General features: G+C 68.0%; 23 protein-coding genes. 14 read left to right on the top strand and 9 right to left on the bottom strand.

What is annotated here, in order from left to right:
- Window positions 1-10 precede the first annotated feature (10 nt).
- The 8 genes from TY25_RS02510 to TY25_RS43840 all read left to right on the top strand — a co-directional run bounded on the left by TY25_RS02510 (window position 11) and on the right by TY25_RS43840 (window position 6,717).
- Window positions 11-763, top strand: a complete 753-nt coding sequence (locus TY25_RS02510; protein WP_042253799.1) for a histidine phosphatase family protein — start codon at window positions 11-13, stop codon at window positions 761-763.
- A 74-nt stretch (window positions 764-837) separates the two neighbouring features.
- Window positions 838-1,422 carry a DUF3090 domain-containing protein gene (locus TY25_RS02515; protein ID WP_014985009.1) on the top strand — a complete coding sequence of 195 codons (585 nt, stop codon included), beginning with the start codon at window positions 838-840 and terminating at the stop codon, window positions 1,420-1,422.
- 3 nt (window positions 1,423-1,425) lie between these two features.
- Complete coding sequence (locus TY25_RS02520) at window positions 1,426-2,229, top strand: SCO1664 family protein (protein WP_042253800.1); 804 nt, start codon at window positions 1,426-1,428, stop codon at window positions 2,227-2,229.
- A 569-nt stretch (window positions 2,230-2,798) separates the two neighbouring features.
- Window positions 2,799-4,037: a cysteine--1-D-myo-inosityl 2-amino-2-deoxy-alpha-D-glucopyranoside ligase gene (mshC, locus tag TY25_RS02525; RefSeq protein WP_042253802.1), complete on the top strand. Its 1,239-nt coding sequence runs from the start codon at window positions 2,799-2,801 to the stop codon at window positions 4,035-4,037.
- Window positions 4,038-4,284: 247 nt separating this feature from the next.
- Window positions 4,285-4,734, top strand: a complete 450-nt coding sequence (locus tag TY25_RS02530; protein WP_052382751.1) for a hypothetical protein — start codon at window positions 4,285-4,287, stop codon at window positions 4,732-4,734.
- Window positions 4,735-4,931: 197 nt separating this feature from the next.
- Window positions 4,932-6,077, top strand: a complete 1,146-nt coding sequence (locus TY25_RS02535; RefSeq protein WP_174484628.1) for a sensor histidine kinase — start codon at window positions 4,932-4,934, stop codon at window positions 6,075-6,077.
- Window positions 6,062-6,382, top strand: a complete 321-nt coding sequence (locus tag TY25_RS43835) for a response regulator transcription factor (protein WP_226887337.1) — start codon at window positions 6,062-6,064, stop codon at window positions 6,380-6,382. Before TY25_RS02535 ends, TY25_RS43835 begins: the two co-directional genes overlap by 16 nt.
- Window positions 6,328-6,717, top strand: a complete 390-nt coding sequence (locus TY25_RS43840) for a LuxR C-terminal-related transcriptional regulator (RefSeq protein ID WP_226887338.1) — start codon at window positions 6,328-6,330, stop codon at window positions 6,715-6,717. The genes TY25_RS43835 and TY25_RS43840 overlap by 55 nt, the downstream gene beginning before the upstream one ends.
- Here TY25_RS43840 and TY25_RS41400 read toward each other — a convergent pair.
- Window positions 6,693-7,223 (bottom strand): histidine phosphatase family protein, encoded by a 531-nt coding sequence (locus TY25_RS41400; RefSeq protein ID WP_201773628.1) that lies wholly within the window; start codon window positions 7,221-7,223, stop codon window positions 6,693-6,695. The two genes, TY25_RS43840 and TY25_RS41400, sit on opposite strands and share 25 nt — an antisense overlap.
- Window positions 7,224-7,379: 156 nt before the next feature.
- Here TY25_RS41400 and TY25_RS02545 point away from each other — a divergent pair, with 156 nt between their 5' ends.
- Both TY25_RS02545 and TY25_RS02550 read left to right on the top strand, forming a co-directional pair.
- Window positions 7,380-7,877 carry a pyridoxamine 5'-phosphate oxidase family protein gene (locus tag TY25_RS02545; protein WP_042253804.1) on the top strand — a complete coding sequence of 166 codons (498 nt, stop codon included), beginning with the start codon at window positions 7,380-7,382 and terminating at the stop codon, window positions 7,875-7,877.
- Between the two features lie 111 nt (window positions 7,878-7,988).
- Window positions 7,989-8,423 carry a VOC family protein gene (locus tag TY25_RS02550; RefSeq protein ID WP_042253806.1) on the top strand — a complete coding sequence of 145 codons (435 nt, stop codon included), beginning with the start codon at window positions 7,989-7,991 and terminating at the stop codon, window positions 8,421-8,423.
- A gap of 149 nt (window positions 8,424-8,572) precedes the next feature.
- On the opposite strand, the gene TY25_RS02555 is transcribed toward TY25_RS02550, so the two are convergent.
- From TY25_RS02555 to TY25_RS02565, 3 genes are read right to left on the bottom strand one after another with little or no spacing between them, the layout of a single operon-like run.
- Window positions 8,573-9,448: a TIGR03619 family F420-dependent LLM class oxidoreductase gene (locus tag TY25_RS02555; RefSeq protein WP_042253808.1), complete on the bottom strand. Its 876-nt coding sequence runs from the start codon at window positions 9,446-9,448 to the stop codon at window positions 8,573-8,575.
- A gap of 1 nt (window position 9,449) precedes the next feature.
- Window positions 9,450-10,898: an FAD-binding protein gene (locus TY25_RS02560; protein WP_042253809.1), complete on the bottom strand. Its 1,449-nt coding sequence runs from the start codon at window positions 10,896-10,898 to the stop codon at window positions 9,450-9,452.
- A complete protein-coding gene (locus TY25_RS02565) occupies window positions 10,889-11,392 on the bottom strand; it encodes a VOC family protein (RefSeq protein WP_042253811.1) in 504 nt (167 codons plus the stop codon). The genes TY25_RS02560 and TY25_RS02565 overlap by 10 nt, the downstream gene beginning before the upstream one ends.
- A gap of 149 nt (window positions 11,393-11,541) precedes the next feature.
- Here TY25_RS02565 and TY25_RS02570 point away from each other — a divergent pair, with 149 nt between their 5' ends.
- The 3 genes from TY25_RS02570 to gloA2 all read left to right on the top strand — a co-directional run bounded on the left by TY25_RS02570 (window position 11,542) and on the right by gloA2 (window position 13,200).
- Window positions 11,542-12,144, top strand: a complete 603-nt coding sequence (locus TY25_RS02570; protein ID WP_052382752.1) for a TetR/AcrR family transcriptional regulator — start codon at window positions 11,542-11,544, stop codon at window positions 12,142-12,144.
- A gap of 79 nt (window positions 12,145-12,223) precedes the next feature.
- Window positions 12,224-12,751, top strand: coding sequence for an anthrone oxygenase family protein (locus tag TY25_RS02575; RefSeq protein ID WP_052382753.1), 528 nt, complete (start codon window positions 12,224-12,226; stop codon window positions 12,749-12,751).
- A 62-nt stretch (window positions 12,752-12,813) separates the two neighbouring features.
- On the top strand, window positions 12,814-13,200 hold the full coding sequence (gene gloA2 / locus TY25_RS02580; RefSeq protein ID WP_029899450.1) for an SMU1112c/YaeR family gloxylase I-like metalloprotein: 387 nt from the start codon (window positions 12,814-12,816) through the stop codon (window positions 13,198-13,200).
- Here gloA2 and TY25_RS02585 read toward each other — a convergent pair.
- On the bottom strand, window positions 13,188-13,997 hold the full coding sequence (locus TY25_RS02585) for a HugZ family pyridoxamine 5'-phosphate oxidase (protein ID WP_042253814.1): 810 nt from the start codon (window positions 13,995-13,997) through the stop codon (window positions 13,188-13,190). The genes gloA2 and TY25_RS02585 overlap by 13 nt on opposite strands.
- A 153-nt stretch (window positions 13,998-14,150) precedes the next feature.
- Here TY25_RS02585 and TY25_RS02590 point away from each other — a divergent pair, with 153 nt between their 5' ends.
- Window positions 14,151-15,242: a hypothetical protein gene (locus TY25_RS02590; protein WP_201773629.1), complete on the top strand. Its 1,092-nt coding sequence runs from the start codon at window positions 14,151-14,153 to the stop codon at window positions 15,240-15,242.
- Between the two features lie 46 nt (window positions 15,243-15,288).
- On the opposite strand, the gene TY25_RS02595 is transcribed toward TY25_RS02590, so the two are convergent.
- The 4 genes from TY25_RS02595 to TY25_RS02610 form a co-directional block, all read right to left on the bottom strand.
- Window positions 15,289-16,551, bottom strand: coding sequence for a lipase family alpha/beta hydrolase (locus TY25_RS02595; RefSeq protein WP_042253816.1), 1,263 nt, complete (start codon window positions 16,549-16,551; stop codon window positions 15,289-15,291).
- 87 nt (window positions 16,552-16,638) lie between these two features.
- Window positions 16,639-17,622: an SMP-30/gluconolactonase/LRE family protein gene (locus TY25_RS02600; protein WP_256656778.1), complete on the bottom strand. Its 984-nt coding sequence runs from the start codon at window positions 17,620-17,622 to the stop codon at window positions 16,639-16,641.
- Between the two features lie 451 nt (window positions 17,623-18,073).
- Window positions 18,074-18,790 (bottom strand): metal-dependent hydrolase, encoded by a 717-nt coding sequence (locus TY25_RS02605; protein WP_042253817.1) that lies wholly within the window; start codon window positions 18,788-18,790, stop codon window positions 18,074-18,076.
- 460 nt (window positions 18,791-19,250) lie between these two features.
- The gene (locus TY25_RS02610; protein ID WP_042253818.1) at window positions 19,251-21,482 is read right to left on the bottom strand and encodes a serine/threonine-protein kinase; all 2,232 of its coding nucleotides are present in this window, start codon (window positions 21,480-21,482) and stop codon (window positions 19,251-19,253) included.
- Between the last annotated feature and the right edge of the window lie 112 nt (window positions 21,483-21,594).

Consider the following 21,594-nt stretch of genomic DNA (forward strand, 5'->3'; position numbering starts at 1 on the left):
GGCTGACTACATGACGGTGATTCTGCTGCGACACGGTGTGTCGACCTCGAACACCGCCCGCACCCTGGCCGGTCGGAGCACCGGCGTCGAGCTGACCGAGCGCGGCGAAGAGCAGGCAAGGGCCGTCGCCGAACGGCTCGCCGGACTGCCGATCGAGCGGATCGTGCACTCGCCGCTGCTGCGCTGTCAGCGCACAGTGGCCCCGCTGGCGGAGAAATTCGGGCTGGAACCGGTATTCGACGATCGGCTGATCGAGGTCGACTACGGCGACTGGACCGGGCGGCCGATCAGCGAACTGCTGGAGGAACCGCTCTGGAAGGTGGTGCAGCGGCACGCCTCCGGTGCGGTCTTCCCCGGCGGGGAGGGGCTGGCGCAGGTGCAGAGCCGTGCGGTGGCCGCATTGCGCGAGCACGATCGGGCGCTGGCCGAACAGCACGGCGGCGACGCGCTGTGGGTGGCCTGCACGCACGGCGACGTCATCAAGTCGGTGCTGGCCGACGCGCTGGGCATTCACCTGGACGGTTTCCAGCGGATCATGGTGGAGCCCGCCTCGATCAGCGTCGTCCGCTACACCCCCACCTCGCCGTATGTGTGGCGGTTCAACGACACCGGCGCCGACCTCTCGGCGCTGGCGAATCAGCAACGCCCCGTTGCCGATTCACGCTCCGCAGGGCAGCAACCTGCGGCCGATCCGGACGGCCCGGTGCCCGGCGGCGAGCTGGGCGGGGCGGGGAGTGCGGATAATGGGAATGCGGAGCGTTGAGATTCCTTGTACACGGGTAGTCGGCGGCGCCGCGCCGCGGATAGTCGATCAGGGTCACGTATCAGGAGGTGCATGTGTCACGCGCAATCCATGTATTTCGCACCCCCGATCGTTTCGTCGCCGGGACCGTCGGTGAGCCGGGCGATCGCGCGTTCTATCTGCAGGCCGTTCAGGAACCGCGGGTCGTGAGCGTGCTGCTGGAAAAGCAGCAGGTGAAGGTGCTCGCCGACCGGATGGGTCTGCTGTTGGACGAGGTGGCCCGCCGCTTCGGCGCCGAGGTGCCGCCGCAGGCCGAGGACATCAGCGACAGCGCCCCGCTGGTCACCCCGGTCGACGCCGAGTTCCGGGTCGGCACGATGGGGCTCGGCTGGGACGCCGACGCGAACGCCGTGGTGGTGGAATTGCTGGCGATCACCGAAACCGAGGTGGACGAGTCGGTGGTGCTCGACGACACCGAGGAGGGGCCGGACGCGGTGCGCGTGTTCCTGACCCCGATCCAGGCCCGGGAGTTCGCGCTGCGGTCGACCAGGGTGATCGCGGCGGGTCGCCCGCCGTGCCCGCTGTGCGGGGAACCGCTGTCGTCGCGGGGACATATGTGTGTGCGGACCAACGGCTACAAGCGCGGCGACATCTTCGGCGCGGCCGAGCTAGAGGAGTGAACGGTGACGCGGGCCGGGGAGCGGTTCCACAGTGGTGAGTTGACCGTGATCGGGCGGATCAGTACCGCCAGCAACGTGACCCTGGTCTGCGAAATCCTCGACGAGAACGAACCGCCCCTGCGGGTGGTGTACAAACCCGTACGCGGCGAGCGTCCGCTGTGGGACTTCCCCGACGGCACGCTCGCGGGCCGGGAGGTGGCGTCCTATCGGATCTCGGCGGCCGTCGGCTGGGGCGTGATCCCGGAGACGATCCTGCGCGACGGACCCTACGGCGTCGGCATGGTGCAGCGCTGGGTGGACGGCGTCGACAACCACACCGCGCGCGGCAACCGGCTCGACCTGGTGGACCTGGTGCCGCTCGGCGCGGTGCCCGACGGTTTCCGCGAGGTGCTGCGCGCGCAGGACCCCGCGGGCAACGACGTCTCGCTCATCCACGCCGACGACCCGCGCCTGCAACGCATGGCCGTGCTGGATGTGCTGCTCAACAACGCCGACCGCAAGGGCGGGCACGCGCTGGAAGGCACCGACGGGCAGGTCTACGGCGTCGATCACGGCATCTGCTTGCACAGCGAGCACAAACTGCGCACCGTACTGTGGGGCTGGGCCGGCCAGCCCCTGAGCGACGCGCTGGTCGCCGACATCACCGCCTTCGCCAAAGAACTGCCCGGCGCGGTCGCCGACGACCTCGCCGAGCACATCACCGACGCCGAGATCGAAGCCCTGGTCGACCGCACCCAGGAACTCGTCGACGATCCAGTGATGCCGACGCCCCGCACCTCCCGCCCGATACCCTGGCCCGCGTTCTGAGCTGATTCGGCACGGTGTGCGGGGTTGCATCGGGTGCCGAATCGACTTGGGGGGCTTGCGTTCTGGAGTGGACGCGATCGGATCGGCGGCGGTGGCCCCGGGCGAAGCCCAAGGTCGGCCGGCGACGCCGGTCGCTCGGTGGCGGCTGCCCAGCTCCGTGGCGGCTTCGGGCTCTGCGTGTCCTGGCGGTTTGTCCAGTCGCTGCGCGTCGGCCGGTGGGTGGCCGGAGAATCCGGTATCGAAGTTGCGAGTGCCCCCGATCGCCGGGCGAAATATTCAGCGCCCGCGGTTCGGCAGTCGATGCGATCTTGCAGGGTGCGCCTGCGCGGCGCCCATGACCCCTGGCATTGCTCTCGGCGGGTGCACGCGCTACCGTCGCGCGAAGCGTCGGGTGGCGTGAGCGTGGTCCCGTCAACTATTCGCGGACAAGGGACTCAGCGAGAGCGAAAACCTTGACATCCCATGATTTGCTGATTTCCGCAGGTCGTGAGTGGCGTAGCAGAGGGGTTCGGCGGCGGATCGGCCGGGGCGGAGGGCGACGATCTCGACCCCACCTTTACCCTCGAATTATGCAGTCCTGGTCCGATATCGCCCTACCCACCATCCCCGGAGCAGGGCCGCCGTTGCGGTTGTTCGACACCGCCGACCGTCAGGTGCGTCCGGTCACACCCGGCGCCACCGCCACCATGTACGTCTGCGGGATCACCCCTTACGACGCCACCCATCTCGGGCACGCCGCCACCTATCTGACCTTCGATCTGGTCAACCGATCGCTGCGCGATTCCGGGCACGAGGTGCACTACGTGCAGAACGTGACCGACGTGGACGACCCGCTGTTCGAGCGCGCCGAACGCGACGGCGTGGACTGGCGCGACCTCGGCACGCGCGAGATCGAGCTGTTCCGTGAGGACATGACCGCGCTCCGCATCGTGCCGCCGCGCGAATACGTCGGCGCCATCGAATCCGTCGACGAGGTCGTCGAATTCGTGCAGAAGCTGCTCGCGTCGGGCGCCGCGTACGTGGTCGACGACGCCGAGTACCCCGACGTGTACTTCCGGGCCGACGCGACCGAACAGTTCGGCTACGAGTCCGGCTACGACCGCGACACCATGGAGCGCCTGTTCGCCGAGCGCGGCGGCGACCCCGACCGTCCGGGCAAGCGGGACAGCATCGACGCGCTGCTGTGGCGGGCCGCCCGTCCCGGCGAACCGTCCTGGCCGGCCCCGTTCGGTGCGGGCCGTCCCGGCTGGCACATCGAATGTTCGGCGATCGCGCTGAACCGGATCGGGCCCGAATTCGATATCCAAGGCGGCGGCAGCGATCTGATCTACCCGCATCACGAGTACTCCGCCGCGCACGCCGAATCCCTGATCGCGGGCCGCCGTTTCGCCCGCCATTACGTGCACGCCGGCCTGATCGGTTTGGACGGCGAGAAGATGTCGAAGTCCAAGGGCAACCTGGTGCTGGTCTCCACGCTGCGTCGCAGCGGCGTCGACCCGGCCGCCATCCGCCTGGGCCTGCTGGCCGGCCACTACCGGCAGGACCGCATGTGGACCGACGCCGTGCTCGACGCCGCCAAAGCCCGCCTCGACCTCTGGCGGCGCGCCACCGCCCTGCCCACCGGCCCCGACGCCACCGACACCATCGCGCGCCTGCGCCAACACCTCGCCGACGACCTGGACACCCCCAAAGCCCTCGACGCCGTGGACAACTGGGCCCGCCAAGCCCTCGACTACAGCGGCCCCGATCCCGCCGCCCCCGCCGCGCTGAAATCCGCCGTAGACGCCCTCCTCGGCATCACCCTCTGACCGCGGCCGCACCTCCCGGGCACGGGAGGTGCACTACCGGGCCAGGATCGACAACGCCAGGTCGCACGTTCCCATCGGCGCTGACGGAACTCCGGGGCCGTAGTGCCGTTGTGCGGGTGATCTATTCGGCAGATTCTGACCGCCGATGACGGGGAGCCGGGGGATGCTGGGCTGGTGGGTCTAGACCCACCACCCTGTGGGTCTAGACCTGTGTTGCATGGCTGTTGGTCTTCGTAGCGTCGTTGGCATGACGAACTCGAAGAAACTGAGCAACAGCGACTCTGCGGTGGCGGTGTCGCCGAACGATACTAGTGCCCAACACGTCTTCGGCATGGTGAAGAAGTGCATCGTGATCTTCGGTGTGATCAGTGCCGTGGTCTTGGCGACGGTGGCCGCGATCGCAGTGGCTCATGGCCTGGCGAATACATTCATGTGGGTTCGAGCCGGTCTTCTGCTTCTCGCTACTCCGCTGTTCTACCGGCTGGCTGTACGTGCGTCGCGGGGAGAGCGGAAGAGCTTGGAGCACTTGCGCATCGTGACGACGATCTTGCCGATCGCGATCATCGTGGTTGACTTGATTCCGGGTGTCTGCCCGGTGTGGTACGCGGGGATGCAGGCGGTGTCGGCAGTGCCGCTGATCGCGATTGCCGTCCGCACCCGACGCGTCATGCATACCGCTTTGCCGACGGGGGCCTGAGTCGCCGTGACTCGTGGGGCAAGCAAGATGGCGCACAGGCGATCCTTGGGAAGGAGGGGGCTCGTGCGACGGTCGAGTTCGTGGCTGGGGGCGGCAGTCGGCGGGTTCGCCAAGGCGGCGCTGCTCGCAGCGGCGGCAGTGATTCTTCCAGCGCTGTCCGTTGCCCCGGCCGTGGTCTCCGCGTTGCTGGGTTCTGCATGGTCGTGGCGCAACCCGTGGTCGTGGGTGGGGTGCTGATGTTCTTTGTTCCCCTTGCCTTCGTGTTCGCGCGGCGGGTCGGCGCGTTGTTCCGTCGGCTCGTCGCCCGGTGGTGCGGCATCGTGATCGAGGACGGCTACCGACGGCCGGAGACCGCGCCAGAGCCCGTGCGGTTGTCGACCGGGTACTGGTGGAACGGCCACTCCTATGAGCGCAGCCGCCGTGACGCAGAGGCAGATCAGCAGTGGCGTCGACGGATCGGCGATCCGGCGTATCGGCGGGACGTGCGGTGGGTGGTGATCGCAGCCGTCATCGTGGGACCGGTGTGCGCTGTGCCGGTGGCTGCGCTGGCCGGTGCCGTGATCGCGTTCGCTCATCCCACGTCGGCCTCCGTCATAGCGGGAGTTCTGCTCGTGGCGGTCGCCGTCGCCAGCGCACCCTATGCCTGGCGGATCGTCGGCCCGCTCGCGCACCGATGGCTACGACTGTCCGAACATGCCGCTACCGCGGAGCGCATGCGGGAGTTGGAGTTGCAGCACGCGGACTTGACCACGGCGCAGGCCGCCGAGATCCGCCGCATCGAACGTGACCTGCACGACGGTGCGCAGGCTCGCCTGGTCGCGGTGGGGTTGTCCCTCGCGACCGCGGAGAAGCTGATGGATCACGACCCGGCGCGCGCCAGAGCACTCTTGCGCGAAGCGCGGGAAGGCACGTCGAGCTCGCTGGCCGAGCTGCGCGAGCTCGTGCGTGGCGTCAACCCGCCGGTGCTCGTCGAGCGGGGAGTGGTCGAGGCGATCCGTGCGCTGGCCCTCGACAGTCCGGTCGACGTCCGCGTCGAGGCTCCCGACCGGATAAGGCTGGACGTCCCGGTCGAGGCCGCTGTCTATTTCGCCGTCGCCGAACTGCTGGCCAACGCGGCGAAACACGCGCCTTCCGGGCACGTACACGTACGGATCCGAGATCGTGGCCGGGCCGTCGAGGTGGATGTCGACGATGACGGCCCCGGCGGCGCCGAAGTCGTTCCCGGCGGTGGGCTCGACGGCATCCGCAGGCGCCTCGCCGCATTCGACGGCGCTCTCACCCTGGCCAGCCCGGCGGGCGGCCCGACACAGGCCAGGATGGTGGTGCCATGCGAATCGTCGTAGCCGAAGATCTCTACCTACTTCGCGACGGCATCGTCCGGCTGCTGGACGCGTACGGTCACGAGATCGTGGCAACGGCCACGACCGGCCCTGAAGCGCTGCACGCCATGCTCACCCAACGCCCGGACATCGCGATCGTCGATGTCCGGATGCCACCGACGAACACCGATGAAGGCCTCGCCGCAGCGCTCAGCGCGCGCGCAAACAGATCCCGGGACTTCCTGTGCTCATCCTGTCCCAGCATGTTGAGCAGTTGTACGCCCGCGAACTGCTCGCCGACCACGCAGGCGGTGTCGGATATCTCCTGAAGGACAGCGTGTTCGACGCCGACCAGTTCATCGACGCACTCGAACGTGTCGCCGCCGGTGGCACCGCGCTCGATCCCGCTGTCGTGACGAAGCTGCTCGCCCGCCCGACGGCCGCCACAAAGCTCGCCCAGCTCACCGAGCGGGAACGATCCGTCCTCGCGCTCATGGCCCAGGGGCTCTCCAACAGCGCGATCGCGAGCCGCCTATTCCTCAGCGAAAGCGCGATCAGCAAGTACACAACCACAATGTTCGACAAACTCGGCATCCAGGAGGACGGCACGGCCAACCGACGCGTGCTCGCCGTTCTCGCCTACCTCGACCACAGCACCAACTGATTCACTCCCGACCGTTGCTCACTTGTCTTTGCCACACCGAGAGCAAATGTTCTGACCGGACTCGGGCTTCCGTGGCACGGGAGGCGCGCTACCGGGGCCAGGATCGACAACGCCAGATCGCACGATCCCATGTCACGAGAAATGGCGAGGCATGGGCGAGCGGCGTGCGCCACACCGATCCACGCTCGCAAGACTTCTGCTGTGTGTCGGCGGACCGCAGGATCGGCTGTGCCTTCGTGTTCGCCGATGCCGACTTCGTTCAGGTCGGACAGTGCGGTGATGTCGATGTCGCGATCGGACGCCAGGGGTGCCGCGGTTTGTTGTGCGCGTAATGCGGTGCTGCAGTAGATGCCGGTGATCGGTTCGTCGCGCAACATTCGCATCACGTCGACCGCTTGGTGGCGGCCGCGGGCGGTCAGCGGTGGCCTGGGCACTGCGCCGGCGATTCGTGCGGTGACGTTTTCGGACTCGGCGTGGCGCAGGCACCAGACTCGGACCTCGCTCATGCCGGGACACCCATGGCTGCGAAGCATGCCGGATGCGTTTCGGCGGCGGAGAAAAAAGTTCGGAAATTCTTGTCGGGGGATGTCGAGAACGCGTAGGTGGCTCCGTCCCCGGGGTACGAGCAGCCGAACGGCCCTCGCCGACATGAAGGAGCGAAGATGCACGCCGACGAGATCACCGCGATCCTGAATCAGCCGCTGAGTCAGGAACTTCTGGCTCGTGACCTGCTGCGGATGGCGTACGTCGCCAAAGACGGCAGTCCGCGCAACATTCCGGTCGCGTTCACTTGGAACGGACAGGAGATCGTCGTGTGCACCACGAAGAACGCCGCGAAGTTGCATTCGCTGCGGCACACACCCGAGGTCGCGCTGACCATCGACACCGAGGTGCACCCGCCGAAGATCCTGCTCCTGCGCGGTCGCGCGGAACTGGACGAGGTCGACGGCATCCCCGACGAGTATTTGCAGATGAACGGCAGCTACGAGATGAGCGCCGAGCAGCGCGTCGAATGGGAAGCCGAGGTCCGTTCGCTGTACGACGGCATGGTCCGGATCGTCATCACGCCGACCTGGGTCAAACTCATCGACTTCGAGAACACGCTGCCGTCTGCAGTCGAAGAACTGATCCGGCAGCGCGCCGAACGCCAGAACGCCTGAGCTGGAGCAAGTCACACAAGTGGCTTCAGAAACCCGGGTAACGAACCGCAGGCATAGCGCCTGACACGATCAACGGGCACCGTAGGTGCCGCAACGAAAGAGGAGAACAGCATGACGATCCGGATGGATCACGCAGGCATCGTGGTCGAGGATCTCGGTGCCGCGGTCGCCTTCTTCATCGAACTCGGTCTGGAACTCGAGGGGGAGACCGTGGTCGAGGGGCCGTGGGTGGACCAGCTGATCGGCTTGGCGGAGGTCCGTGCGGACGTCGCGTTCCTGCGCGTCCCGGACGGCAGCGGCCGCCTCGAACTGTCGACCTTCCAGAACCCGGTATCCACCCGCACCGCCCACCGGGAACCGGTCAACACTCCCGGCATCCCGCGTCTCACCTTCGTCGTCGAGAACACCGCCGAAGTCTTCGAACGCCTGCGCCCGCACGGCGCCGAACTCGTCGGCGACATCGCCCAGTACAAGGACATCTACCGCTACGGCTACGTCCGCGGCCCCGGCGGCGTCATCATCGGCCTCGTCCAGGAACTCGACTGAGCGACACGCCGCGCCGACACGCCGCGCACAACCTGGTCACGCGATCACCAGGTAATGGTGGCGGCATCGTGCGAGAGCTCCCCGCCACCATTACCTGGTGATCAACCGACCAACACCCCTGGCACCCAAGATCGGCGCGCAGCGGAGCATTACCCGTTGACCTTGGCGATCACGTGTTCGGCGAAGCGGGAGAGGTTGGTGATCTTGGTGTCGAGGGGCTCGGTGTCTTGGTCGAGGGTGTAGGGGAGGCGGAAGCCGACGATGACGTCGGTGACCCCTTTGTCCTCGAGTCGTTTGATGCCGTCGACGGTGAAGCCGTCGAGGGAGATGACGTGGATCTCGAAATCTTTGCGGGTGCCGTATTCGGCCCGTAGCGCGTCCAATTCGACGAGGAGACGGTCGAGTTCGTCGCCGTCGCCGCCGGCGTGCATCCAGCCGTCGCCGCGTTGCGCGGCCCGGCGCAGCGCGGGCTTGCTGTGCCCGCCGATGAGGATCGGGACGGGCTCGGTGGGCACCGGACTGATCTTGATCGGCGGGATGTCGTAGAACTCGCCGTGGAATTCGAAGTAGCCGCCCGCGGTGAGTCCGCGCACGATGTCGATGCACTCGTCCATCCGTGCGCCACGCTTCTCGAACGGCACGTCCATGATCTCGAAATCGTCGGGCCACGGACTGATCCCGACGCCGAGCCCGAACCGGTTGCCGCTCAACGCCGCGATCGACGCGGTCTGCTTGGCAACCAGTACCGGCGGCCGGATGGGCAGCTTCAGCACGAACGGCGTGAACCGCAGCGTGGTGGTCGCGGCCGCCATCGCCGCGCTGAGCACGAACGCCTCGATGAACGGCTTGTCCTCCAGGAACTCTCGACTCCCGTCCGGGGTGTAGGGGTATTTGGCGTCGGAGTCGCGTGGGTAGGCGATGCTGTCCGCGACCGCCATCGAGGTGTAGCCGGCCGCCTCGGCGGCGCGGGCCAGTGGGACGTAGTAGGCCGGGTCGGTCATCGTCTCGGCATAGGTGAAGCGCATATCAGTCGCCTTCCTGGCGCCGCGAGTGCAGCGCCGCGTGCGCCCCGGCGCGGCGCCCGAAGAACGAGCCCTCCCCGAGACAGGTTCCACTCGAATAACCGTCGCAGTCCTGCGCCAGGTTGGACGCGCAGGCCCCGGCGGCGTACAGCCCCCCGATCGGTGCGTCGCCGGCCCGCAGCACCTGTCCGTCGACGGAGGTGCGCAGCCCGCCCAGGGTGAACCCGACATAGGTCGCGATACCGGGCGTCAGATCGAAGGCGCCCCAGGGTCCTTCGGTCAGCGGCGTCACCCAGTCCGGATGCTTGTCGAATTCGGGGTCGTGCTCGTCGGCCGCGGCGACGTTGTAGTTCGCCAGTGTCTCCTGCAGCGCCCCGACGGGCACGCCCAGCGCGGCCTCCATTTTCGCGACCGTGTCCCAGCCGTCGACGAACTTCGCCATCGGCAGGTCCGGCCACACCAGATGTTTGCTGTCCACGATCAGGTACGCGGTCGAATCCGGTTGCGCGACCACCGCGCCCGCGGTGCGCCCGTGGTAGGAGTCTTCGGCGACGAACCGGCGACCCGCTTTGTTCACGATGATCCCGTGCAGCAGTTGCGCTGGCGGATAGAACGAGGCGGTGAGGAACGCGCCGTGCAGGTGCGCGGTCGCCGCGCCCGCGGACTGGCCGAGCCGGATGCCGAGCCCGTCGTCGGTGGGCACACCCAACGGCAGGAAATGCCGCGCGAGCGGGGTGTAGGCGGCGAGCATGCCGGGGTTGGCGACGAAGCCGCCCGCGGCGAGCACCACCGCACCCGCCGCGGCGCCACCGGGCCAGCACACGCCGACGACCCGGTTGCCGTCGAGCACCAACTGCTCGACTCGCGTCTCGTAGCGCACCCGGATGCCGAGCGCGCGCACCCGCGCGGCGAGCACCCGCATGATCTCGGCGCCGCCGCGTTCGGCGGGCACGTTCACCTTGTGCCCGCGCGGCGCAGGGGCGATCAGGTCTCGATGCGGCGCGACGTTCTCGTTGCCCGTCCACATCAGACCTTCGGTACCCGGCTGCACCACGGCCTTGCCGGAGTAATACGACCGCTCGAAGCCCAGCCCTTGCGCTTCCAGCCACCCGAAATGCGCGACGCTGCCCGCGCAGTAGGCCTCGATCTTGCGATGGTCGGGGTCGGGGCTGACCGCGACCAGATAGTCGCGCATCGCGACGACGCTGTCCTGATGACCGGTGGCGTGCTGCACGGGTGTGCCGCCGCCGAGATAGAAGTGCCCGGCCGCGAGCGCGGAGGCGCCGCCCGCGGCACCGGTGCGTTCGAGGATCAGCACCCGCGCACCGGCCTCGGCCGCGCTGATCGCCGCGCACGCACCGGCGATGCCGAAGCCGACGACCACCACATCGGCGGTCTCGTCCCAGTCCGCCGGTGGGACGGCCACATCGGGAAGTTCGGTTCCTACTGCCATGGGTTGGTGCAGCCCTCCGGGATCAGTGCGTCGAACATCGCCCGCACTTCGCCGGACAAGCGCATGAGTTCGACATGCGATCCGAGCGGTCCTCCTTCGAGATACGCGAACTCCATTCCGACACCCTGGAACTGCCCGCGAGCGACGATCTCGATACCCGCGGCCCGCGCTTCGTCCAGCGCGCCGTCGTAGTCCTCCGGCACCCACGCCACATGATGCAATCCCGCGCCGGCCCGCTCGAGGTGCTCGGCGTACAGGCTCGCCCCACCTCGCGGCTCGATCAACTCCAGCTGCTGCCCACCCGCATACCCGAGCGCGACCGAGATCGTGTAATCGGCTGGCGCGCCCCGTAACTCACACAGTTCCGGCCCGAAGTGCACGTCCGGGATCGAGAACCATTCTGCCACCCCGTACCGCTCGGTGAACTGCCGTCGGGCTGCCACGATATCCGGCACCACCCAGCCCAGCTGAAAGATCGGCCCGCACGCGATCATCGGCCGACCTCCGCGCGGCAGTGCCGCTTCGGACCCGCAGGCGTCAGGCCGCGGCCGGACGCTGCTCGGCACTGAACCCCGCAACCCACCTCCTCAACTAAACACGTGTGCTTAACCGAGTCAAGGTGAGTGTTTAGTAGAGTCTCGCTATGTTCATCGCCGATTCGCGCGCGGCACTGCTCGACGCGGGGGAGCGGCTCATCGCCGAACGCGGGGTCGACGTCCCGCTGCGCGATATCGCCGCGGCCGCGGGCAACCGCAACAACTCCGCCGTGCACTACTACTTCGACTCCCGCACCGGCCTGATCGAAGCCATCGTCGACCGCAGAATGAACTGGCTCGAAGACCGGCGCATGCAATTGCTCGCCCGCTACGAGGCCGAAGGCACCGCACACGACCTCGACACCCTCGTCACGATGCTCGCCGCACCGATCCTCGAACTCTGCGCCGCCGACGGCGTCACCCACTACGGCCGTTTCCTGGAGGTCGTGCGCGCCCACCCGGTGATCGCCGATCCGCGCCGCCTGGCGGGCGCCGACCGCGCCGCCGTCCGCATCATCGCCACCCGGCTCACCGCCGCCCTGCCGCACCTGTCCGCACGAAAACGCAGGCAACGCCTGGAAACCATGGCCACCGTCATGTTCGCGCTCATCGCCGACTACGAACGCACCCTGGAAGCGGGCGTTCGCAAACCCCAGCCCGACGACGCCGCCGAAATCATCGCCATGATCGTCGCCATGCTCACCGTGTGAACACCGCACTGGACGTTCCCGCATGCGTCGGCGAGCCTCGCGCATGGTGTTTCGCACGCACGGCTGATGTTGTTGAACCATGCGAAAAGACAATCCCGGAGCACGGGAGATGCGCGGCCCGGATCGATGGCTGACGTGGACGGCAGCACTCGCCACGGCCGTCAACGCCGGCGTGTTCTTCGACTTCTCCTTCGTCGTCATGCCCGGCCTACGCGAGCTGCCCCCGGCACAAGCGATCACCGCCATGCAGGCCCTGGACCGCACCGCCGTCACGCCACCGCTGATGCTGGCCATGTACGGCACCACCGCGCTGTGCCTCGTCCTGATCGTGCGCGCGGCCATGCGATGGCGTACCTCTGCGGCGCCGTGGATCCTCGCCGCAGCCGTCACCTTCCTGTTCGCCACGGTCGTGCTCACCGGAGCCGGTAACGTGCCCGTCAGCGCGTCGGTGGATGCGCTCGACCCCGCCGATCCCGGCGCGGCGACCCGATGGGACGAGCTGTACACGCAGTGGGTCTGGTGGAACCACGCCCGCGTACTGACCGCGCTCGCCGCCGCATCGGGATTCCTGATCGCCGCGACGCGGCCGTCGCGGCACCCGATGTGATCCACCCGCGACCCGAACAGGGCCTACCGGGAACGACCGCACCCCTGAGATACGGTCGCGGAGTGGAACTCCTAGGCATTCACCACGTGGCGATCATCGCGTCCGACTATGTGCGCTCCAAGCGGTTCTACACCGAGACACTCGGGCTCGCCGTGATCGCCGAGCAATACCGGGCCGAACGCCGCTCCTACAAACTCGACCTCGCCATCCCCGGCGGCAGCAGGATCGAACTGTTCTCCTTCCCCGAACCGCCCCACCGCGCGAGCCGGCCCGAGGCCGCCGGGCTACGCCACCTCGCGTTCGCGGTCCGCGACGTCGCCGCCACCCTGGACCGCCTCGCCGCCAAAGGCGTACGCACCGAAGAACTGCGCGTCGACGAGGTCACCGGAAAACGGATGGCGTTCTTCTTCGACCCCGACGACCTGCCGCTCGAACTCTACGAAGTCTGATTCATCCCGCGCGACCGCCGCGCCAATTCGACTGTCGCCGCCCGCAACTCGTCGATCGAACCGATCGGCTCGGCATAACCCACCCGGGTCCGCGCCACCCCGCGCGGCGTAACCACCCGCAGGTCCAGCCCATACCGGTCCGCCCGCTCGCAGCTCGCCTCCGTCGCGTCCGGATACCCGCCGAGCGCCTGCGCCATCGCCAGCAGCGCCGGAGCGTGATCGTCGTTGAGGTGCGCGATCGCCCCCGCCGCCACCGGCACGATCGGATCAGCCGACGTCGCCGCGTACTGTTCCGCGCTCGCCGAATCCATCCGCCCGTACCCGCCGACCCAGCGGACCCGCCGCACCCGCAACACCCACAACGAGAAATCGCTGTAATCGATGTAGTGCTTCGCCGCGGGCACCGCCGCCAGATGCGCCGCCCGCGCCGCCTCGGCCTCCGCACCCACCGGCTGCTCCACCACACCCGCGAGCGTGATCCTGGTCCCCGCCAACGGATCCGCGGGCATATCCGGCGCCACGATCGCCACACTGGCCCGCGCGTCGGCCGCCAGATTCCGGCCGTGCTCGGCCAACCGCGACACACACAGCACCGGCTGCCCGTCCAGCAGCCCATACGTCACGAACGACGCCCACGGTGTGCCGTCCTCGCTGAGACTGGCCAGCGTCGCGGTATTCGTCGCGGCGGCAACCGTTCTCGCCTCCTCCGCGGCCGAAGGCCGAGCCGAGTTCGCCACCGGGCCCGTGGGCTGCGGAATCGACGGCGCGTCGCCGGGGTCACCATGGTCGAGAGTCATGCGTTCATCCTCTCCTGCCCGCCCGACACGCGGACGCCGGGTCTGTCTCCGAGCTGCCATCTTTCAGCGTGCCACGTCGAATCGCGCTGCGCGGCGGAGTCGATGCACGGGATTGAGCGCGCGGATCGCGCGCGAATAGACCAGACTTGCCGGGTGACCCGATACGCATTCGACGCCGACCGCAACGTACTAGTCGCCACCTGGGCGACCGGACGCGGCGACCTCGCGCAGACGGTAGCCGTGCTGTCCAACCAGGTGACCCACGATCAGGCAACCAATCTGGCGTCGAACCTGACCACGCTGTCCCGGTTCCACTGGCGCACCTACACCCACCCGGCCAGCGCGGCAGGCGATCCCGACATCCCCAACAGCGAAGCCTGGCGCCGCGCCGAGGAGCGCCGCAACTTCAAAGAGGTCGAAGTCGGACTGCGCACCCCCAACCTGCCCTCCGAAGAAGGACTCGTCGTCTCCTACAGCGGCGTCGTCGAATCCGCACACCGCGTCGGACGCACCCTGCACGACATCGACGACCCCGTCCTGCGCGACACCATCATCGCCGAGGTGAGCGCCGAACAAGCGGCCATCGAATCCGCCGAACGCGGCGACCTGTCCGGCCGCGCCCGCCAAGCCGTCGAACTGTCCCGCCCCGACGTCTCCCCGGCCCAGGTACAAGCCGCCGACGACCTGCTGCGCGCCGACCCGCTCGGCTCCATCGAACTGTTCACCGAACTCGACCCCGCCTCCGCCGCCGTGGCCGCCGCACACTGGCTGCTCGCCGCCGCCGAAGTCGCCGGCGAGATGGCCGGCGTGCCCGCCACCGACGTCGTCGTGGAAGCCGACGACATCGAAGCCCTGCAGGTCGAGACCCCCACCCTGGTGCTCGAACGGCTCGACGCAGGGGAGAGCCCCACCGAGGTCGTGGTCGACCTGATCGCCGAAGCCATGGCCGTGCACGAAGGCCGGGTGCCCGCCCCGTGGGCCGTGGTCGGCCGCGTCGCCGAAATCGAGGAACAGGCCCGCACCTTCGAGGTCGACGCCGAAACCCGCGAAGCCATGCTCGCGAGCTTCCGGATCAGCCGGCTCGACCCCGCCCGCCCCGCCCTCGACCTGCTCGAAGACCTCCTCGACGGCATCCGCGGCAGCCTGCTGCTCTACGCCGCCCACACCGATGACGACGACGTCGAAGCCCTCTTCACCGCCGACGTCCGCATCGAAGCCGACTCCGACCCCGAACACCTGCTGTAGGCAGTGATCGGCACGGCACGCGTGTTTGCCTGCCGTGCCGATCGGATCACGACTCGGTGACCGCGCTCGCCTCCTCGACAGCCAGCTCCGGCGCGGTACTCAACCAGCGGACCAGGCTCTCGTAGACCGCGTAGTGGTTGAGGAGGGTGAAGTGGTTGGCCGCGGGGACGTGCAGCCCGTTGGCGTCGTCGAAGCCGATGCGGCGAGCCCGGTTCCGGCCCGACGCGCTCGTGGTGAGCACCAGACCGTCACCGATGATCCGCCCGAGCGGATGCCGGGGACTGCGCGTGACGCACGCAGTCACGAAATAATGCGCCGCCCCGTCCAGCAGCGGGACCTCACGAATGACCCTGCGCCGCAGCGTGTCCGTGTCGATATCGCGCCAATCCTCATCGACCAGCGAACCCTGCCGCAGATCGCGGATCCCCGCGCTACGCCGCCGCAGCAACCGGCCGAACGGACGCGTCTCCGGCACCCGAACCAACGCCGCGGACGCGAAGTGCACGAACTGCTCCAGCGGCGCACCCAGATGCGGCGAACCGAGACAGACGAGATGCCGCACCCGGCGCACCCACGCCGACCCGGACTCGCTCGCCTCGAAACAAGCCCCACGCGCGATCAACCCGCCCATCGAATGACCGACCAGCGACAGCTGCTCGACCTCGACGGGCCAGTGCTCCACCACCCTTTGCAACAGCTCGCTCAACTGGCGGGCGTTCTCCGAGATGTGCAGGCCGCTGTTGTAGCGGATCTGCAGCGTGCTGTAGCCGAGATCCTGCTCGAGCCCTTCCGCATAGCTCGTCCGCCCGCCCAGCCGCCAGGCATGCTCGGTCTCCACCAGCCCGTGCAGAAACACCACCACAGTCGAACTCGGCTTCGCCACGTACTGGCCGATCCGCTCGGGTGCGACCGGCTCCCCATCCACCCGCAACGTCATCGGCCCGGCGAGGATCGGCCGCGCCTGCTCCAGCTCGTCGCCGATGAAACCCTGTAGCGCGCCGAGGAACCCGGCCCCGAACACCGTGCGCGAAGGCGGCTGCGCGCCGGGCAGATCCGCGGTCCGCTCGGCCAGCTTGCCCACCGCTACGGCCGACTCGCTCACGATTCGATACACCCCGCCGGCGATCGCGTCGTGCACCACCTCGACCGGCGTCGCGGCCGGGCCGACCCCCAACCGCACCGCCGCGAACACCCGGCCCGTGATCGCCCGATGCACTGCCGCGATCCCGTCCACCGCGCCACCGAGTTCGTCGCCCGCCAATCTGGCGAGGGCGCGTACCTCGGCCTGCCGCTGCGCCTGCTCAATCATCGTTTCAGTGTACAAGCGTGCACTGAAATCGTCCGGGTGACCGTGCTGCCCGAGCGCACGGGACGGACGAAGCGACCCCTCGGCGTACTACGGAACGCGCGTCACGCCGATCGCGGACTCGGTGAGACTGCCCAGGTACAGCGTGCCCTCGTGCTCGGCGACGCCGGTGACCATCGCGAAATTCGTGCCCTCGGTCTGCAGGTCGTGCACTACGTTGCCGTCGAAGTCGACCGCCATCACCCAGATCGTCTTCGCCGGCTTCGGCTGCACCCAGTCCGGCAGCGCCCACACGATGCGGCGCAGAATCCCGGGCAGGGGAAGCAGCCGGTCCAGAATCGGGTTGCGGGCACTGGGCAGGGTGATCCAGATCAGCCCATCGCTGCCGAGGCCCAGATTGTCCGGGAAACCGGGCAGGTTCTCGATGAGCAGGTCCCGGGTGCCGGCCTTCGGGCCGGTCAGCCAGTGCCGGGCCAGCCGGTACCCGCCGGTTTCGGCGACCACCACGCACGAACGATCCGGCGCGAGCACCACACCGTTCGCGAAATGCAGCCCGTCGAGCAGCAATTCGACCTTTCCCGACGGATCGCGCCGGAACAGCCTGCCCGTCCCCGAATGCTCCAGCAGGTCGCCCATGTATTGGTCCAGCGGGTACCGGCTGGTCGACGAGGAGAAATAGACGGTCCCGTCCGAGTCGCGAACTACGTTGCTGGCGAAGGGGAGTCGCGCGCCGTCGAACTCGTCGACGAGCACCTCGAGGGTGCCGTCCGGTCGCAGTTCGAGCAGGCCACGCTCGAAGTCGCAGATCAGCACGGTGCCGTCCGGGTCGGCGTGCAAGCCCAGCGGTCGCCCGCCGGTGTTCACGAGCAACCGCACCTCGCCGGTCGCCGGGTCGATGCTGTGAATCGCACCGTCAGCGGTTCCGGCGAGCAGTCGTCCGTCCGGCGTGCGCACCACATCCTCGGGACCCGCCGCGGGCAATTCCACTCGTGTGAGCGCGGGAAGAGGTGGGGTGCTGCGTGTTTCGCGCGCACGCCGCGAAGCGGGGGGAGGGGTCCAGCGTTGCGGATTCATCGTCGATGCGAGCACGTCTCAGCGTAACGCCGGGGTAGGGAGGTGCCTGGCGGAATCGGATCCGGGAGGGGCGAGTGCGGGAGGTAAGTGTGAATACGTGCTGCGCCCGGGTTTTCGGCAGCCCGGGGTCGGTCCACCAAAATAACATGGTCATACGTAGATATGCGCATCTAACTATGTATACGCTCCTTGATCAATCCTGCGGTAAAGAAGTGCGCACGATCAAAAACTGCCTAGACGGAGAGGGCACCACTCTTCCATCTGCGGCGACCGCTACGCCCACCGTGCTCACGGCCCGGTCGCGAGCACGGTGGCTAGCGGTCGCGGCAGATGTCCAGGGGCGCACTCGGCCCGAACAGCGGCCCGGTCGCGCCCGCGGCACCGGCGGCGTAGCGGTCGCTGTAGATGTCCAGGGGTGCTCTCTCTGTGAGCAGTTCGTTGCGGCGCAGGCCTACGGCTGGTGGGTGATCGCGTACCAGAGCACGGCGAGGGTGCCGATCACGAAGAGCGGGGACAGGATCCACGTTTCGACCTTGTTCCCGGTGCGCTCGATGATGGGCAGGCTGGTGCGGAGTGCGAACGGCCAGAACAGCCGGCAGCCGCGGTCGGTGAGACAGTCGCCGAGCAGGTGGGTCAGAGCGCCGAGGCCGACGCAGAACGGCAGCCAGACGGGCTTGTCGGCGATCCAGTGGTCCATGGCGAATGTTCCGGCCACGGCGAGGACGACGACGGTGCCCCAGGCGGAGAATCCGTCGCCCGGCGGGCACAGGTGCAGGGCGCGCACGGCCAGGGCGAGCAGGAAGAAGACGAGTCCGAGGGTGAACCAGCGTCCGATCCAGTGCTCGCCGGCCCATGTTCCGTACGTCACGGCGGCCACGAAAGCCAGGGAATGCGTGGCATGCCGATGTCCGCCGGACACCCACGAAATGATCTTGCAGAGGGTGTAGGAGAGCGGGCCGAGCACATGCGCGATGGTCCCGTTGGGGTGATCGGCGTCCGGCAGCAACGCGGCTCCGGCCGTGAGGAATGTTCCCAGCAGCAGATCGACGGGCCCGAGATGTCCGGTGGCGCCTTGAATCGTGGGGTAGGTCAAGATCGCGACGGGCAGCGTTGCTGCCGCCCCCGACCAGGCCAAAGCGCCACTGGTCGCATGTGAATGTCCAAGCACCGGTTGAACGTTAGTTCACCTCACGACTATTCGGCGAATGCCGATTCAGTGATCTTGGTAGACAAGAACATCCAGCTAGGGGAGTCGGGTTGGCCTTGGGCACAGGGGAGTCGGGGGCACACTGCCGCGTGCTGATGTCACGCCGCGCACTCTCCGTCTCGATCCCAGATGCGGTCCATGATCTGTCAGCTACCGACATGCGCGCGGGACGACGAGGATGTGCGCGGGAGGGTAGAAGTGGCGTTTGCCGCCTGAGGGCACGGGACCGCCGCGTCAGCCACGGAAGGACGTAGGGGGGCGTGATCGCCGTAGTGGCTTCAACTGTTTGGACGTCTGAAGTCACTACAGGTTGAATAACATGCCGTTACGCTCCTGTGCGTATATATGCATATAAAGCTCTACCCCGCAGTGCGGTAAGAAACCAACGAACAGAAACGCATGGACAGGAGGGGTTCGCCCCTCACGGCCGAGCGTGTGGATCCACGATCCGGTGTAGCGCGTGCAGGTCTGATTCGAGCGTGTAGAACACCCGCAGCGCACCGACGAACGCGAACAGCCCGCACACGCACAGCGCCACGATGGAGGCGATCACGGTCTGCTGCTGCGTCGGATCCAGGAACGCGACGCCCGCCGCGACCCCGAACAACGGCACGGAGGCGGCGATGCCGAGGTAGATCCGGCTGCGTCGCGCGAGCCGGTGCAGCTGGACGGCTTCGCCGGGGGAGCTGTGCCCCGCGGCGACCAATCCGGGGTAGTACCAACGGAGTACGAAGAAGGTCACCGGGAAGTAGGTGTAGACGACCGCGACGGCCGCGGCGACGAGGTGCGAGGCGATCAGGTTGATCAGCAGTCCGGGGGAGAGGTCGCCGATGTAGTGCAGCTTGACCAGGAAGACTCCGAGCGCGAGCACCCAGCCCGTGAACGCGACGGTGGCGATGCGGTCGCTGCAGGCGAGGGTGTCCGCGCGGGCTTTGGCCAAGGTCTTGTCGTCGTAGCGTTTACCGCGCCGCAGTCCCTCGGGAACCAGGAACACCAACCGGCACCAATACAGCAGCAGTCCGATGCCGATCGGGTATCCGATGGCGGCGGTGATCAGTGCGAGTCTGGTGAGTTCCGCGCGGCCGTCGACGGTGAGTTCGAGGTCGAGCAGCCTGGTGTTGTGTCCGGCCAGGTACATGCCGCCGAGTAGTTGCCCGAGCGCGCTGGACAACGTGACGACGGGCATCGGCCGCATCCGCAGCCGGCCGCGCAGGCTGTGCGAGGGCGGGTCGATGAGGTCGCGTGCGGTGCGATCCAGCGCGAGGTTCAGTTGTTCGGCGAGTTCGGCGCCGGTGCTATAGCGGTTGTCGCGGTCGGGGGACAGGCAGGTGAGCAGGGCGTGCCGGAGGATCTGCGGGCAGTCGGCGGGGGCGCTGCTGCGGCGTTCGTCGATCGGTCGCCTGCGCAGTTCGATCATCCGGGTGAGTGAGGTGTCGGATTCGCCGATGCCGATCTCGTCGGCGAACGGGAGGCGCCCGGTCAGCAGCTCCCACAGGACGACCGCGAGGGCGTAGAGGTCGCTGCGGGTGTCCAGGTCGGCGGCGGTGGTGGGGATCGCCGGGTGACAGGCCTCGAGCTGTTCGGGCGACATGTATGCCAGCGACCCGCCGAAGTACGCCACGGGGCTCGCGCCCGGGATGTGCGTGCTGAAGCTGATATTGAAGTCGGCGAGTTTGGGTTGTCCGTCGACGGTGAGCAGCACGTTGGCGGGTTTGATGTCGCGGTGCAGGACGCCGGCGCGGTTGGCGTAGTCCAGTGCGGTGGCGAGCCGGCTGCCCAGCCACGCGACGGCCTCGGGCCAGGACAGGTTCGTGAGTTCGGTTCGGGTGGTGGACGGTTGGGGCGTGAGCACGCCGCCCGAGGTGACCGCGGTGTCGACGGCATCGAGCAGCAGTTGTCCGGTGCGCCGGTCGATCGGGGTGGTGCGGAGCAGGCGCAGGACGCCGAGCAGGGTGCCGCCCGGGACGTACTGCATGTACATCAGCTTGAGGTGTTGTTCCTCGATCTGGCGCTGGTCGAAGACGCGCACGATGTGTTCGTGGTCGAGCTGGGCGAGGGTCTGCGGTTCGCTGCCGCGGTCGCGGGAGATCTTCACGGCGACAAGGCGTTGCATCGATCGTTGCCGGGCGAGGAAGACGCGGGCGAACGCGCCTTGACCGAGTCCGATGAGCAGGTCGAAGTCGTCGATGGTGGCGCCGGGCGCGATGGTGTCGAGTGCGTTGGACGCGGTGGCGTCGGCGAGCAGCGTGGTGCGGAAGTTCTCGCCGGTGTCCAGACGTTCGGCGATCTGCGCCATCTGGGTGGCGAACTCGTGCTCGTATTCGGTGAGGTCGAGGTCGTCACCGCCGCGGCTGCGCGCGGTGATCTCCTCGTAGATGAGGTCCGGCGGCAGTGGGGCAGTGTCGAGTTCGGGGAACTGGGCCCGGTATTCGGCGAGGCGTTTGCCGTTGCCGGTCGCTCGCCAGCGGTGCTGGAGGTCGACCTTGATCAGTTCGATCAGGGCGGAGCGGCGCAGCCCGGCCTCGGCCGGCAGGTGTGCGGCCAGGTCCGGGGGTTCGGCGGCACCCACCCAAGCGCTGTCGAATCCAGCGACCAGTTGCGTCAACGCGCTTTGCGTCGCCGTCACCCGGTCGGCACCATAGTGCGTTTCCATGTGGCCCACCCGATCAAATGGCTTCCCGAGCCCCCAACAGAGCTTAAACGATCACTCTAATTGGGGCCTTCGAATTATCCGGCACTGCAGGTTTCCGGCGGTCGGGTCGCCC

This window comes from Nocardia brasiliensis NBRC 14402, from assembly GCF_000308475.2.
GTDB classification, from domain to species: Bacteria; Actinomycetota; Actinomycetes; order Mycobacteriales; family Mycobacteriaceae; genus Nocardia; species Nocardia brasiliensis.